Source organism: Variovorax sp. OV329, assembly GCF_900114785.1.
Taxonomy (GTDB): domain Bacteria; phylum Pseudomonadota; class Gammaproteobacteria; order Burkholderiales; family Burkholderiaceae_C; genus Variovorax.
The window spans coordinates 477,873-492,339 of sequence record NZ_FOUG01000001.1; the positions used below are offsets into that span (position 1 = coordinate 477,873).

Genomic DNA, 14,467 nt, shown 5'->3' on the forward strand with positions numbered 1-14,467 from the left:
GCGCAACCTTTCCTTTCAAGCGGTTACGCGGCGGCCTCATGCAACCAGCCCTTTCCATCTTGCCCTGGCCGCTCGTGCCGGGTGATGCTGCGGCCCGGATCCGCACCCTGGACGAGGTCAGTTCCCCCCTGGGATCGCCCGAGCAGTGGCCGTCGGCGCTGCGCACCGTGGTGGACCTGATGCTGCCTTCGCAGGCGCAGATCGTCCTGTTCTGGGGGCCTGAGTACTGCGCGCTCTACAACGACGCCTACGCGCCCACCATCGGCGACAAGAACCCCCGTGCCCTGGGGCGTCCGGCCTGCGAGAACTGGAGCGAGCTGTGGGACGACCTGCGGCCGCTGCTGGACCATGTGCGAACCAGCGGCGAGACCTTTGCGGCAGCCGACCGCCCGTTCCAGATCAACCGCCACGGCGCGATGGAGCAGGTCTTCTTCGACATTTCCTATTCCGCGGTGCGGATGCCCGACGGTGCGGTCGGCGGCGTGCTGTGCATCGTCAGCGAGACCACGACCCGGGTCAACGCCACGCGCCAGCTGGCGGCCGGCCAGCTGGAACTGGTCAGGGCCGTGCAGGAGCGCACCCGCGACCGCGACCGCCTGTGGCAGCTGTCGACCGACCTGCTGGTCGTGACCTCGCTGGAGGGCGACGTCCTGGCCGTCAACCCGGCCTGGCGTGCCACCCTGGGGTGGGAGGAATCCGAACTGCTGGGCAGTTCCATCCTCGACAGGGTCGCCCCCGACGAGGCCGAACTGGCGGGAGCCGAGCTGGCCCGGCTGGCACGGGGCGAGTCGACCGCGGGCTTCGAGTGCCGGCTGCGCCATGCGGACGGGAGCTTCCGCCTGCTGTCGTGGACCGCGGTGCCCGACGACCGCTTCGTCCATGCGGTCGGCCGCGACGTCACGGCGATCCGCGCTGGCGAGCAGCGCTCCCTGCACAGCCAGAAAATGGAGGCCATCGGCCAGCTCACCGGCGGCATCGCGCACGACTTCAACAACATGCTGCAGGGCATCACCGGCGCCATCGAGGTGATCCGCCGGCGCGTCGCCCTGGGCCGGACCGAAGACCTGGACCGTTTCCTCGAGACCGCGAGCAGTTCCGCGCAGCGGGCCGCCGCGCTGGTGCAGCGGCTGCTGGCCTTCTCGCGTCGCCAGTCGCTGGACTCGCGACCCGTGGATGTGAACGAGCTGATCGGCTCCATGGTGGAGCTGATGCACCGTTCACTGGGCGAGCAGGTGCGCCTGTCCGTCGAGCCGGCGAACGGGCCCGCCATGGCCATCTGCGACGAAAGCCAGCTCGAGAGCGCCATCCTGAACCTGGCCATCAACGCGCGCGACGCCATGCCGGAGGGCGGCCGGCTGACCATCTCCACGGAGGCGGTCAAGCTCGTCTCCTCGCCGCAGCGGGCCATCGATGGCCTGGCGCCCGGCGACTACGTGGCGGTGCGCGTGTCGGACACCGGCACCGGCATGACGCCCGCCGTGCTGCAGCGCGCCTTCGATCCCTTCTTCACCACCAAGCCCATCGGCCAGGGGACCGGCCTGGGGCTGTCGATGGTCTACGGCTTCGCGCAGCAGTCGCACGGCCAGGTGCATATCGAGAGCCAGCCCGGCCACGGCACCACCGTGGCCCTGCTGCTGCCGCAGGCGGCGCGCGCGCCCAGTGCGGCCAAGGCCGCCGTGCTCAGTCCGCTGCCGCATGGCAACGGCGAGCTCGTGCTGGTGGTGGAGGACGACCCCAGCGTGCGCCTGTTCGTGCTGGAGGTGCTGGGCGAGCACGGGTACCGCACCCTGGAGGCACCCACGGCCGATGCGGCCCTGACCTTCCTGGTGGCGCCCGAGCTGCAGGTCGACCTGCTGTTGACCGACGTCGGGCTGCCGGGCATGAACGGCCGCCAGCTGGCCGAGCAGGCCCGCCAGAGCCGCCCGGAACTCCCCATCCTCTTCATGACCGGCTATGCAGAGTACGCGCGCGACCGCGCCGCCTTCCTCGGCCGGGGCATGCAGATGATCAGCAAGCCCTTCGCCATCGAGGAGTTCGTGCACCGTCTTCGCAGGATGCTGGACAAGCGCGGCCACGCCTGAGCGGCGCGGCTGCGGCGGGCATGTCAAAAGACATAGGACGCAGGAATCGCTGCGCTAGACTGACCGCAAACTCCTGCCTTGCCTTGACCTCCGCGAACATTTCCAGCCACGTCCAGCCGGACGTCCGGACGACGCTTCGAAAAGCGACGTCCCATCTCCATGAAAAAGTGGATGCGAGCATGCCCCTGTCGCATGCATCCCCCAGCCTGGCGGACTATCGCAGCCACCTGGTGCTGTTGTCGCTGTGGCTGCAGGACCTGGCCAAGCTGGGCGTGGACCGTGCGCGGCTGGACGCCGAGGCGCATGCCATCGACACCGACCTTCGCGAATGCGGCCGGCTCCTGGGGGCCGACTCGTCCGCGCCCCCAGCCTCCGCACCGCCGCCAGACATCAAGCCCTCCCGCTGCGCCGCCTTCGGCTGGGGCGCGCGCTATGTGCTGGAAGGCTCCAGGCTGGGCGCGGGCTTCCTGCACCGCAAACTGGCGGGCGCCCTGGCGCCCCATCCGCTGGCCTACCTGAGCGGTGCCGGCTGGACGCGCGAGGGCGCCTGGCGCGACTTCCTCTCTCAACTGCAGCGGCAGGTGGGCACGCCGGCGGACGTCGCCGACGCCTGCGAGGGCGCCAACGCGGCCTTCGCGCTGCTGCTCCATCGCTGCCAGGCCCGGACAGCCGCGCCGTGACGCCCCCGACCCAGCCGCCCGTGGCGCCGGTCACCCTCGACAACTGCGACCGCGAGCCCATCCACATTCCCGGCCTGGTGCAGCCGCACGGCGCGCTGCTCGCCTTTGATGCCGCTTGGAACGTCACCCACCTGAGCGCCAACGCGGCTGCGCTGCTGGGCGTGCCCCTGCCGCAGGTCGGCGAGCGCCTGGCCGGCGGGCATTTCGATGCCGATGCCGGCGTGCACGGGCTGCTGCGCGCCGCCGTCGAGGATGCCGAAGGCCAGCCCCAGGCGGGGGAAGTGCGCTTCGGTGCGCGGCTCTTCGACGTCATCACGCACCGGATGGGCGATGGGGTCATCGCCGAGTTCGAGCTGCGTCCGCCCTCGGGCGGCGAGGTCGCCGACTTCGCGCTGAAGGCGCACCGCGCCATGGACCGGCTCAAGCGCCAGGCCGACACCGACTCGCTGCTGGCCCTGGCGGTGCAGGCGGTGCGCGACCTCACCGGCTTCGACCGGGTGATGGCCTACCGCTTCCTGCACGACGACAGCGGCGAGGTGGCGGCCGAATCGAAGATCGACGCGCTGGAGCCCTTCAAGGGACGGCGCTACCCGGCCAGCGACATCCCGGCGCAGGCGCGGCGCCTGTACGTCATCAACTCGCTGCGGCTGATCGCCGACGTCGGCGCCGAGCCGGTCGCGGTGGTGGCGGCCAGCGCCGCGCTGCCGCCGCTGGACATGAGCCACTGCGTGCTGCGCAGCGTCTCGCCCATCCACATCGAGTACCTGCGCAACCTGGGCGTCGGCGCGTCCATGAGCATCTCGATCGTGGTCAACGGCAAGCTGTGGGGCCTGGTGGCCTGCCACCACCAGTCGCCCATCCAGGTGCCCTACGGGGTGCGCATGGCCTGCGATGTGCTGGCCCAGGTGCTGGCCGCCAACGTGCAGAGCCTGCTGGCACGCGCGCAGGCCCGGCAGGCCGACGACGATGCGCGCCTGCGCGCGCGGCTCATCGAAGGCGTGCTGCATGCGGACGATCCGCTGTCGGCCCTGGCGGGCCTGTCGCAGCCGCTGGTCGGTGCCTTCCATGCGCATGCGCTGCTGGTGGCGGAAGAGGCCAAGCTGCACGTCCACGGCGAACTCGATCACGAGACCGCCGCCCGCATCGTGCGCTGGCTGGCGGCCAAGGACGGGCCCGGCGTCGAGCTGGTGCAGACGCATGCCGTGGCCCAGCTGTCGGCCGAGCTCGCCTCCATCTGCGGCCCCTGGTGCGGCCTGCTGGCCCTGCGCTTCGACGAGGCGAACCAGGGCTGGCTGGTGCTGCTGCGCCGCGAGCAGATCGAGACCATCGAGTGGGGCGGCAAGCCCGAGAAGAACTACGTCAGCGGACCCCTGGGGCCGCGCCTCACGCCCCGCGGCTCCTTCGAGGTGTGGAAGCAGGAGGTGCGCGGCACCAGCGTGCCCTGGGGCGATGCCGAGCTGGCGCTGGGGCGCCAGCTGCTGGACGAACTCGCGCGTGCCAGCGCGACGCGCATGGGCGAGATCAACCGCGCGCGCACCCAGTTGCTGGCCATGCTGGGGCACGACCTGCGCGACCCGCTGCAGTCCATCACCATGGCCGCCCGCGTGCTCGAGCGGAACCCGCAGGGCGGCGGCGGCGAGGTGGGCGCGCGGATGGGCCAGCGCATCCAGTCCTCCAGCAGCCGGATGGCGCGGCTGATCGGGCAGGTGCTCGATGCCTCGCGGCTGCAGACCGGGCTGGGGCTGCAGATGCGCATGGAGGAGACCGACCTGACGCCCCTGCTGGAAGACCTGCTGGACGAGGCACAGATCGCGCATCCGGGCGTGCGCCTGGTGCGCGAGCTGCCGGCCTCGCTGGTGGTGCAGGGCGATGCGGACCGGCTGGCGCAGCTCTTCTCCAACCTGGTCAGCAATGCCCGCCACCACGGCACGCCGGGCGAGCCGCTGATCGTGCAGCTCTCGGGGCATGGCGACGAGGTGGTCTTCGAGGTGAGCAACAGCGCGCCCGCCATCGACGAGGCGCTGCTGCCGCACCTGTTTACCGCCTTCAAGCGGCAGCCGGAGGGCAGCGCGCGCAACAAGGGCGGGCTGGGGCTGGGCCTGTACATCGCTCAGGCCATCGCCCTCGGGCATGGCGGCGGCATCGTGTACAGCTACGCCGACCCGTACGTGGTGTTCTCGGCGAGGTTCCCCGCCGGGCGGCGCGAAGCTTCGTAGGCGGGCAGGCCCGCTCAGCCCGCGGGCGGCGCGGCCAGCAGCGGCGCGTCCAGGGCCTGCAGCACCGACTCGGCTCGCTCGATCAGGAAGTAGCGGAAGGCCTCGGCCGCCGGCGACAGCACGCGGCTTTGCAGGTGCACCACCTGCCAGGTGCGCATCACGGGCGTGCCTTCCACATCCACCAGCTTCAGGAGCCCCGCCCCCAGTTCCAGCCACAGCGTGTGCATCGACAAGAAGCTCACGCCCATGCCGGCCATCACCGCCTGCTTGATGGTCTCGTTGCTGCCCATCTCCATCGTGATGCTGGGCTCGAAGCGATGCTCGGAGAAGAAGTGCTCCATCGAGGCGCGCGTGCCCGATCCCTGCTCGCGAACGATGAAGGGAAAGGAGGCCAGCGCGCCGACGGGCAGGTGGCCCAGCAAGAGCAGGGGATGCGCCGGCGGACACACGAACACCAGCGGGTGCGCGGCAAAGGCTTCCGAGCGCACGTCCAGCTCGCGCGGGGGCCGGCCCATCACCGCCAGGTCGCACTCGCTGGACTGCAGCAACTCGACCAGCGCCTTGCGGTTGGAGCTGACGACCAGGCGCACGTCGATGCCCGGATGCTCCTGGCGGAACAGCGCCAGCAGCCTCGGCACGAAGTACTTGGCCGTGCTGACCATGCCCACCGTGAGCAGGCCGTGCTCCAGCCGCTTGAAGCGGCTCATGGCGTTCTCGGCATCGCGCAGCGCGGCCAGCATGCGCTTGGCATGCACCACGAAATACTCGCCCGCCGTTGACAGCGACAGCGTGCGGCCGACGCGGTCGAACAGCGGCAGGCCCACCTGGCTTTCGATCTCCTTGATCTGCATGGAAACCGCCGGCGGCGTCAGGTGCAGCGACTCGGCGGCACGGCTGACGCTGCCCTGCTGGGCCACCTCGAGGAAGACCCGGAGCTGGCGGAAGCTCAGGTTCATTGTTAAGCCAAAGCTGAACTGAAAGGCAAAAAAGTCTAACTGGTGTTTATCGATCCGGCCACCCACCATGCAGTCACAGCACTGGAGACCACCGCATGAACGCCCTGTTGGACCGCAGCGACACCCTTCAAGCCGACGCCACCCAGATCACCGACCAGAAGCGCCGCTACAGCGCCGGTGTCCTGAAGTACCGCCAGATGGGCTACTGGCAGCCCGACTACCAGCCACGCGAGACCGACACCATCTGCCTGTTCCGCATCACGCCGCAGGAAGGGGTGGACCCCATCGAGGCGGCCGCCGCGGTGGCCGGCGAGTCGAGCACCGCCACCTGGACGGTGGTGTGGACCGACCGCCTCACGGCCTGCGAGAACTACCGCGCCAAGGCCTTCCGGGTCGAGCCGGTACCGGCCCGGCCGGGCGAGTACTTCGCCTGGGTGGCCTACGACATCATCCTGTTCGAGGAAGGCTCGATCGCCAACATGACGGCCAGCCTCATCGGCAACGTCTTCTCCTTCAAGCCGCTGAAGGCCGCGCGGCTGGAGGACATCCGCATCCCGGTGGCCTACGTGAAGACCTTCAAGGGCCCGCCCACCGGCCTGGTGGTGGAGCGCGAGCGCCTGGACAAGTTCGGCCGGCCGCTGCTGGGCGCCACCACCAAGCCCAAGCTGGGCCTGTCGGGCCGCAACTACGGGCGCGTGATCTACGAGGGCCTCAAGGGCGGCCTGGACTTCATGAAGGACGACGAGAACATCAACTCGCAGCCCTTCATGCACTGGCGCGACCGCTTCCTGTACGTGATGGACGCGGTGAACAAGGCCAGCGCTGCCACCGGGGAAGTGAAGGGGTCCTACCTCAACGTGACGGCCGGCACCATGGAGGGGATCTACGAGCGCGCCGAGTTCGCCCGGCAGCTGGGCAGCGTGGTGGTGATGGTGGACCTGGTGGTGGGCTGGCCCTGCATCCAGAGCCTGGGCGAATGGTGCAGGCGCAAGGACATGATCCTGCACCTGCACCGCGCGGGCCACGGCACCTACACGCGGCAGAAGAACCACGGCGTGAGCTTCCGCGTCATCGCCAAGTGGCTGCGCCTGGCCGGTGTGGACCACATGCATGCGGGCACCGCCGTCGGCAAGCTCGAAGGCGATCCGCTCACGGTGCAGGGCTACTACAACGTCTGCCGCGACGCCTTCACGAAGAAGGACCTGACGCGGGGCCTGTTCTTCGACATGGACTGGTGCGACATGAAGAAGGTGATGCCGGTGGCCTCGGGTGGCATCCACGCGGGGCAGATGCACCAGCTGATCGACCTGTTCGGCGACGACGTGATCCTGCAGTTCGGCGGCGGCACCATCGGCCACCCGGGCGGCATCCAGGCCGGCGCCGTGGCCAACCGCGTGGCGCTGGAGGCCATGGTCAAGGCGCGCAACGAGGGCAAGGACATCGCCCACGAAGGCCCGCACATCCTGCGCGAGGCGGCCCGCTTCTGCACGCCGCTGAAGCAGGCGCTCGATACCTGGGGCGAGATCAGCTTCAACTACACGCCCACCGACACCAGCGACTACGCCGTGACGCCCGGCGTCGCCTGAAGAATCACCCGAAGGAGCACTTCATCATGATGACCAACCCCACCGCGCGCATCACCCAGGGCCAGTTCAGCTTCCTGCCCGAACTCACGGATGCGGAGATCAAGCTCCAGGTCGCCTACGGCCTGCAGCGCGGCTACGCCTGGAGCGTGGAATACACCGACGACCCGCATCCGCGCAACACCTACTGGGAGATGCACGGCATGCCGATGTTCGACCTGAAGGACGCGGCCGGCGTGCTGCAGGAGGTGCTCGATTGCCGCAAGACCTTCCCCAGCCACTACATCCGGCTGATGGCCTTCGACGCCACGCGCGGCGTGGAATCCATCGCGATGAGCTTCCTGGTGAACAGGCCGCAGAACGAACCCGGCTTCGGGCTGGCGCGGCAGGAGGGAGCGGGCCGGTCGATGCGCTACACGGTGTACAGCTACGCGGGCGACAAGCCCGAGTCGCAGCGCTACTGAAACGCCCCAGGCTTTCAAGGAACGCCCTCATGAACCAGCCGCTCTATGTCCTGCCGGGTGCCCGTGGCGGAGCGCCCGCGCCGGAGGTCCCGCAGGCAGCGCCGCCGGCAACCGCCACGGCGCGCAGCGTGGGCGAGGTGCTGCGCGACAGCCAGGTCGAGGCGGTGCTGCAGGGACTGGAGCACGACCTGGTCGGCCTGGCGCCCGTGAAGCGGCGCATCGCGGACATCGCCGCGCTGCTGGTCATCGACAAGCTGCGGCTCAACCTGGGGCTGCAGGCCCAGGCGCCGTCGCTGCACATGTGCTTCACCGGCAACCCCGGCACGGGCAAGACCACGGTGGCCATGCGCATGGCCGAGATCCTTCATCGCCTGGGCTACGTGCGGCAGGGCCACCTGGTGGCGGTCACGCGCGACGACCTGGTAGGCCAGTACATCGGCCACACGGCGCCCAAGACCCGCGAGGTGCTCAAGAAGGCCATGGGCGGCGTGCTCTTCATCGACGAGGCCTACTACCTCTACAAGCCGGAGAACGAGCGCGACTACGGCCAGGAGGCCATCGAAATCCTGCTGCAGGTGATGGAGAACCAGCGCGACGACCTGGTGGTGATCCTCGCGGGCTACAGGGACCGCATGGACGTCTTCTTCCGCTCCAACCCGGGCATGAGCAGCCGCATCGCGCATCACCTGGACTTCCCGGACTACAGCCAGGACGAGCTGCAGCACATCGGCGAGCGGATGCTGGACGGCATGAGCTACCAGTTCACCGACGGCGCCCGCGAGGCCTTCGGCGACTACCTGGCGCGCCGCATCGCGCAGCCGCACTTCGCCAATGCCCGCAGCGTGCGCAACGCGCTGGACCGCGCGCGCCTGCGCCAGGCCAGCCGCCTGTTCGCGCAGCGCGACCGTGAGTTGACGCGCGAGGACCTCACCATGCTGCAGCCCGAGGACATCCGCGCGAGCCGGGTCTTCGAGATGCAGGGCACCGGAGACCCACCATGCCACTGACCGGTCGATGGACCCTGACCCGCTACCTCATCGAGAAGCGCCGCCGCCATCCGCAGGCCAGCGGCGAACTCAACGCGCTGATCCTCGACGTGTCGCTGGCCTGCAAGGCGCTGGCACGCATCGTCTCGCGCGGGCCGCTGGGCGCGGGCTTGTCCTTCGCCGGGGGCGCGGTCAACGTGCAGGGGGAGGTGCAGAAGCCGCTGGACGTGCTGTCCAACGAGGTCTTCCTGCGCATGAACGAATGGAACGGCCACCTGGGCGGCATGGCGTCGGAGGAAATGGAAGAACCCGCCCAGATCCCGGCGAGCTACCCGCGCGGCAAGTACCTGCTGGTGTTCGACCCGCTGGACGGTTCGTCCAACATCGACGTCAACGTCGCCGTGGGCAGCATCTTCTCGATCCTGCGGGCGCCCGCCGAGGTGCTCCACAGCGGCCGCAACGTGGTGGCGGAAGATTTCCTGCAGCCCGGCGCTGCGCAGGTGGCGGCCGGCTATGCCATCTATGGCCCGGCCGCGCAGTTCGTGCTGAGCGTGGGCGACGGCGTCGCCGTGTTCACGCTGGACCCGGAGCTCGGCGAGTTCGTGCTGACGCAGGCCAACGTGCAGGTGCCGCCCGACACGCAGGAGTTCGCCATCAACAGCTCCAACGCCCGCTTCTGGGAGCCGCCGGTCAAGCGCTATGTGGAGGAGTGCCTGGCCGGCAAGCCCGGGCCGCGCGGCAAGGACTTCAACATGCGCTGGATCGCCAGCATGGTGGCCGAGGCGCACCGCATCCTGATGCGCGGCGGCGTGTTCCTGTACCCGCGCGACACCAAGGACCCTGACAAGCTGGGCCGCCTGCGCCTGCTGTACGAGGCCAACCCGGTCGGCTTCCTGATGGAGCAGGCCGGCGGGCGCGCCAGCACGGGGCGGCAACCGGTGCTGGGCGTCACGCCCTCGTCGCTGCACCAGCGCATCGGCCTGGTGTTCGGCTCCAGGAACGAGGTCGAGCGCATCGAGCGCTACCACCTGGAGCCACCGGCGCCCCACGCGCCGGCGCCGCTGTTCGCCACGCGCAGCCTGTTCAGGTACTGACCGCAGGGAGAAGCCACCATGTCGGAGCGACACCCCATCATCGCCATCACCGGATCGTCCGGCGCGGGCACCAGCTCGGTGACGCGCACCTTCCAGAACATCTTCAGGCGCGAGAAGGTCGCTGCCGCCGTGATCGAGGGCGACAGCTTCCACCGCTTCGACCGCCAGGAGATGAAGCAGCGCCAGGCCGATGCGCAGCAGCAGGGCAACGGGCACTTCAGCCATTTCGGGCCCGATAACAACCTCTTCGGCGAACTGGAGCAGCTGTTCCGCAGCTACAGCGAAACCGGCACCGGCACGCGCCGCAAGTACCTGCACGACACGGAGGAAGCCGCGCCCTACGGCCAGGAGCCGGGCACCTTCACGCCCTGGGAGGATGTGCCCGCGGGCACCGACATGCTGTTCTACGAAGGCCTGCACGGCGCAGTGGTCACGCCCAAGGTCGACATCGCCCGCTACCCCGACCTGTTGATCGGCGTGGTGCCGGTCATCAACCTGGAGTGGATCCAGAAGCTGTGGCGCGACAAGAACGTGCGCGGCTACAGCACCGATGCGGTGACCGATACCATCCTGCGGCGCATGCCCGACTACGTGAACTACATCGTGCCGCAGTTCGCGCACACGCACGTCAACTTCCAGCGCGTGCCGGTGGTGGACACCAGCAATCCCTTCATGTCCCGCACCATCCCCACGGCCGACGAGAGCATCTGCGTGATCCGCTTCGCCGATCCCAAGGGCATCGACTTTCCCTACCTGCTCAACATGATCAACAACGCGTGGATGAGCCGGGCCAACACCATCGTGGTGCCCGGCGGCAAGATGGAGCTGGCGATGCAGCTGATCTTCACCCCCTTCGTCTGGCGAATGATGGAACGGCGCCAGCAGGCGGTCGGGGCGCTTTGAAGAGGAGGGCGGCCATGACGACACCACGGCTCCTGAGCTTCGACCTCGACGGCACGCTGGTGGACAGCGCGGCGGAGATCGCCGAGGCGGTCAACCGCACCTTGCAGGAGTTCGGCCTGGCGACCCGGCCGGTGGAGCGCATCCGGGCGCTCATCGGCCGCGGCTCGCATGCGCTGATGTCCACCGTGCTGGCCCAGGCCCGGGCCGAAGCCTCCTTCGAGTGCCTGATGCCGGAAGCGCAGGTGCTGGAGCGATTCGACGCGCACTATGCGGACACCACCGGCCTGTTCAGCGAGCCCTATTCCGGCGCGCACGAGGCACTGGACCTGTTGCACGAGCACGGGCTGCAACTGGCCTGCGTGACCAACAAGGAGGGTGTCCACGCGCGGCGCCTGCTCGATCGGCACGGGCTGCAGCGGCACTTTGCGCTGGTGGTCGCGGGCGATACGCTGCCGCGGCAGAAGCCCCATGCAAGCGTGCTGCGCACCGTCGCCGCCTTCATGGCGGTGCCGCTGCACGCGGTGGTGCACGTCGGGGACTCCGAGATCGACGTGCTGGCCGGCCGCAACGCGGGCGTGCGAGCCTGGGCGGTGCCGCACGGCTACAACGCCGGGCGGCCGATCGCCGAGGCGGGGCCCGACGCGCTGCTGCCCGACCTGATGGCCGTGGCGCGCGCAGCCCTGGACCCCGCATTCGGGCGACGCCCTCGTCGTCGCCATCCGGATGCCTGAGTCCGCAATCTTGGCGCGCAGCGCGCGCCGCCTGCCGACTGCGCAGGGCACTTCGCTGGCCGCACTGCTGTGGGACGTGGACGGCACCCTGGCCGAGACCGAGCGTGACGGACACCGGGTTGCCTTCAACCGGGCCTTCGCGCAGATGGGGCTGCCCTGGCACTGGAGCCCCACGCACTATGGCCGGCTGCTTCGCGTCACCGGCGGGCGCGAACGCCTTCTTGCCGCGATGGCCGAGGAGGCGGACCCGCCCGAACTGCCCGCCGAACGCGAGGCGCTGGCCCGCGAACTGCACCGCCTGAAGAATCTCTGCTATGCCGAGTGCGTGCGTGGTGGGGTGATCGAGTTGCGCCCTGGCGTGGCCGCGCTGATCGACGAGGCGAGCGCACGCGGCCTGCGCCAGGCCATCGTGACAACCACCAGCCGGGCCAACGTGCAGGTACTGCTCGGTCACTGCATTGGCGCCGAGTGGGCCGCCCGCTTCGATGTGGTGGTGTGCGCTGAAGACGTGAGCGCCAAGAAGCCCGACCCCCAGGCGCACCGACGGGCGCTGGACGCACTGCGTTGTCCCTCGGCCTGCACGCTGGCGATCGAGGATTCCCGGGCTGGCGCGAGCGCGGCACACGCAGCCGGCGTGCCGGTGCTCGTGACACGCAGTGCCTATTTTCCGGATGATCCCATCGACGCCGCTGTCGCCATCGGCCCCGGGCTGCACACGCGAGAAGGCTGGCAACCCCCCGCAGCGCCGGGCCGGGCCAGGCGCATCACGCTGGACGACCTGATCGACTGGCACGAGCGCCTGCGGCCCGTGACGGGCCGTGCCTAGGTGGCCGCAGCGCCCTTCACCCTGCGCACCGGCTTTTCCCTCGCCTGCTTCTCATTCCTCGAGCAGGGGATTCCGGCAGCCGCGCCACACCTGTTCGCATGCGTCGACCAGTGCGGCGTTCTCCAGCGGCGAGAGTTGCAGCAGCTTGTAGAGCAGCACGCGCAGCGCCCCTTCCAGCGCGGGGTCGTCCAGGGACGACACGTCGTGGTTGTCGGCGACCAGCGTGGCCACCTTGGTGCCGGCCCACCAGTTCCAGATCGGCTTGCGGTCGATCTCCAGGATGTAGGCCCATTCCTTTTCCGAGAAGCGGCCCTTCAGGCTGCCCTGCACCCGCGCGATGAGGGCGAAATAGCGCGCGCTGGCCTGCTCCAGCACCGTCTCCGGCGCCACCCGGCGCTCCTGGGCTCCCACCCGCAGGGCGATGGCGTCGCTCAGGCGGCGGCGCCGGCCGGACTGGTCGGCGTCGACGGCAAGGGCCGCACCCTGGGTCAGCGTACGGAGTTCTGCGATGAAGGACTCGAAGTTGGTGCTCATGGGCTCCTTATCGGCAGCCCGGCCGGTTCTTGAAGGGCCGGCCCGACAAGACGGGTGTTTTTCAGCGCTGGACGTCCACGTCGCGCGACTCCGGCAGCATCCACATGGCCCAGATGCTGATGGCGCTCATGACCACCACGTACCAGGCGGGGGCCATCGGGTTCTTCGTGACGGCCAGCAGCCAGGTGACGACGAACTGGGTCGTGCCGCCGAAGATCGAGGTGCCGATGGCGTAGACCAGCGACAGCCCGGTGCTGCGCACGGCGATCGGCAGCAGTTCGGGCACCTGCACCAGCCCCGCCGTGCCGAACATGGCGGTGAGCGATGCGAGCACGGCGGTCACGATCAGCAGGGTGGCAATGCTGGGCGTGCCGGTCAGCCACATGAACAGGGGAACGATCAGCACCAGCAGTGCCAGTCGCGGCAGCGCATTGACCACGCGGCGGCCGTAGCGGTCGCACAGCAGCCCGCCCACGAGGGCGAAGAAGAAGGTCATCAGGCCGCCCATGAGCACGCTGCCCTGGGCCACCGCGGCCGGCAGCTTCAGCACCTGGACCGCGTAGGTCACCATGTAGTTGCCCACCTGCGAAGCCACCGCGGTCGAGGCCGTGGCCAGCACGCCCAGCACCAGGATCCTGCGGTGTTCGCGGAACACCGAGCCCACGATGGCCGCGCCGCTGCGCTCATCGTTGCCCTGGCCGTGCGTCTCGGGCAGGCTGCGGCGGATGTAGATGGCAATGGGCACCAGTGCCAGGCTCAGCAGGAAGGGAACGCGCCAACCCCAGGAGGCCAGCTGTTCGGGCGACAGCGCCAGCGACAGGCCCACGCCCAGGCAGCCACCCACGGCCACCGCCAGCCCCTGGCTCGCGATCTGCCAGCTCGAATAGAAGCCGCGCCGCCCGGCGGGCGCCGCCTCGATCAGCAGGGCGGTGGCCGGGCCGACCTCGCCGCCCAGGGCCAGGCCCTGCAGCAGCCGGCAGAACACCACGATGACCGGCGCCGCGATGCCGATGCTCGCGTAGCCCGGCGTGGCCGCCATCCCAAGCGTGCCGACGGTGATCAGCGCCACGGTGAGGATCATCGCGGGCTTGCGGCCCGCCTTGTCGGCAAAGGCGCCGATCAGCACGCCGCCCAGCGGCCGGGTGAAGAAGCCCACGCCGAAAGTGGCCACGGCAGCCAGCAGGCTGCCGAACTCGCCGCCCACCGGGAAGAAGGTCCTGCCGATGTACACGGCGAAGTAAGCGTAGATGACGAAGTCGTAGAACTCCAGCGCGTTGCCCGCCACGGCGGCCGCGACCGCCTTGCGGCTGATGCGCGCTGGCGCCGCGCTGGCGGGCTCGGAGGGGCGGATGGCCGTCTGCACTTCGATGGAAGGAAGGGTGGTGGCGTTCATGGGAGGCCTGGGTGTGGAGT

General features: G+C 69.6%; 13 protein-coding genes. 10 read left to right on the plus strand and 3 right to left on the minus strand.

Features of this window, described 5'->3' with window-relative positions:
- The first annotated feature begins 59 nt into the window (after positions 1-59).
- The 3 genes from BM345_RS02200 (at position 60) to BM345_RS02205 (ending at position 4,977) form a co-directional block, all read left to right on the plus strand.
- Positions 60-2,081 carry a hybrid sensor histidine kinase/response regulator gene (locus BM345_RS02200; RefSeq protein ID WP_139237448.1) on the plus strand — a complete coding sequence of 674 codons (2,022 nt, stop codon included), beginning with the start codon at positions 60-62 and terminating at the stop codon, positions 2,079-2,081.
- 179 nt (positions 2,082-2,260) lie between these two features.
- Positions 2,261-2,761, plus strand: a complete 501-nt coding sequence (locus BM345_RS30455) for a biliverdin-producing heme oxygenase (RefSeq protein ID WP_254789439.1) — start codon at positions 2,261-2,263, stop codon at positions 2,759-2,761.
- Entirely contained in the window at positions 2,758-4,977 is a 2,220-nt protein-coding gene (locus tag BM345_RS02205; RefSeq protein WP_254789442.1) for an ATP-binding protein, read from the plus strand. The genes BM345_RS30455 and BM345_RS02205 overlap by 4 nt, the downstream gene beginning before the upstream one ends.
- Positions 4,978-4,991: 14 nt before the next feature.
- Here BM345_RS02205 and BM345_RS02210 read toward each other — a convergent pair whose 3' ends face one another.
- Positions 4,992-5,933, minus strand: coding sequence for a LysR family transcriptional regulator (locus tag BM345_RS02210; RefSeq protein WP_093375032.1), 942 nt, complete (start codon positions 5,931-5,933; stop codon positions 4,992-4,994).
- Between the two features lie 95 nt (positions 5,934-6,028).
- Between BM345_RS02210 and BM345_RS02215 the strand changes: the two genes are divergently transcribed.
- From BM345_RS02215 to BM345_RS02245, 7 genes are read left to right on the plus strand one after another with little or no spacing between them, the layout of a single operon-like run.
- Positions 6,029-7,519 (plus strand): ribulose-bisphosphate carboxylase large subunit, encoded by a 1,491-nt coding sequence (locus tag BM345_RS02215; RefSeq protein WP_093375034.1) that lies wholly within the window; start codon positions 6,029-6,031, stop codon positions 7,517-7,519.
- Positions 7,520-7,545: 26 nt separating this feature from the next.
- A complete protein-coding gene (locus BM345_RS02220) occupies positions 7,546-7,980 on the plus strand; it encodes a ribulose bisphosphate carboxylase small subunit (protein ID WP_093375036.1) in 435 nt (144 codons plus the stop codon).
- Between the two features lie 29 nt (positions 7,981-8,009).
- Complete coding sequence (gene cbbX / locus BM345_RS02225) at positions 8,010-8,987, plus strand: CbbX protein (protein WP_093375038.1); 978 nt, start codon at positions 8,010-8,012, stop codon at positions 8,985-8,987.
- Positions 8,978-10,060, plus strand: coding sequence for a class 1 fructose-bisphosphatase (locus tag BM345_RS02230; RefSeq protein WP_093375040.1), 1,083 nt, complete (start codon positions 8,978-8,980; stop codon positions 10,058-10,060). The genes cbbX and BM345_RS02230 overlap by 10 nt, the downstream gene beginning before the upstream one ends.
- An 18-nt stretch (positions 10,061-10,078) precedes the next feature.
- On the plus strand, positions 10,079-10,963 hold the full coding sequence (locus tag BM345_RS02235; RefSeq protein WP_093375042.1) for a phosphoribulokinase: 885 nt from the start codon (positions 10,079-10,081) through the stop codon (positions 10,961-10,963).
- A gap of 14 nt (positions 10,964-10,977) precedes the next feature.
- Positions 10,978-11,694, plus strand: coding sequence for an HAD hydrolase-like protein (locus BM345_RS02240; protein WP_093375044.1), 717 nt, complete (start codon positions 10,978-10,980; stop codon positions 11,692-11,694).
- A gap of 10 nt (positions 11,695-11,704) precedes the next feature.
- On the plus strand, positions 11,705-12,520 hold the full coding sequence (locus tag BM345_RS02245; protein ID WP_175544869.1) for an HAD-IA family hydrolase: 816 nt from the start codon (positions 11,705-11,707) through the stop codon (positions 12,518-12,520).
- A 51-nt stretch (positions 12,521-12,571) separates the two neighbouring features.
- Here BM345_RS02245 and BM345_RS02250 read toward each other — a convergent pair whose 3' ends face one another.
- Positions 12,572-13,054, minus strand: a complete 483-nt coding sequence (locus BM345_RS02250) for a hypothetical protein (protein WP_093375048.1) — start codon at positions 13,052-13,054, stop codon at positions 12,572-12,574.
- A 61-nt stretch (positions 13,055-13,115) separates the two neighbouring features.
- Positions 13,116-14,447, minus strand: coding sequence for an MFS transporter (locus tag BM345_RS02255; protein ID WP_093375050.1), 1,332 nt, complete (start codon positions 14,445-14,447; stop codon positions 13,116-13,118).
- Positions 14,448-14,467: the final 20 nt, after the last annotated feature.

Excerpts from the sequence above, each read along its gene's own strand:
- BM345_RS30455 (WP_254789439.1), top strand. The coding sequence starts at position 2,261 with ATGCCCCTGTCGCATGCATCCCCCAGCCTGGCGGACTATCGCAGCCAC.
- BM345_RS02210 (WP_093375032.1), bottom strand. The coding sequence starts at position 5,933 with ATGAACCTGAGCTTCCGCCAGCTCCGGGTCTTCCTCGAGGTGGCCCAG.
- BM345_RS02215 (WP_093375034.1), top strand. The coding sequence starts at position 6,029 with ATGAACGCCCTGTTGGACCGCAGCGACACCCTTCAAGCCGACGCCACC.
- BM345_RS02220 (WP_093375036.1), top strand. The coding sequence starts at position 7,546 with ATGATGACCAACCCCACCGCGCGCATCACCCAGGGCCAGTTCAGCTTC.
- cbbX (WP_093375038.1), top strand. The coding sequence starts at position 8,010 with ATGAACCAGCCGCTCTATGTCCTGCCGGGTGCCCGTGGCGGAGCGCCC.
- BM345_RS02230 (WP_093375040.1), top strand. The coding sequence starts at position 8,978 with ATGCCACTGACCGGTCGATGGACCCTGACCCGCTACCTCATCGAGAAG.
- BM345_RS02235 (WP_093375042.1), top strand. The coding sequence starts at position 10,079 with ATGTCGGAGCGACACCCCATCATCGCCATCACCGGATCGTCCGGCGCG.
- BM345_RS02240 (WP_093375044.1), top strand. The coding sequence starts at position 10,978 with ATGACGACACCACGGCTCCTGAGCTTCGACCTCGACGGCACGCTGGTG.
- BM345_RS02250 (WP_093375048.1), bottom strand. The coding sequence starts at position 13,054 with ATGAGCACCAACTTCGAGTCCTTCATCGCAGAACTCCGTACGCTGACC.
- BM345_RS02255 (WP_093375050.1), bottom strand. The coding sequence starts at position 14,447 with ATGAACGCCACCACCCTTCCTTCCATCGAAGTGCAGACGGCCATCCGC.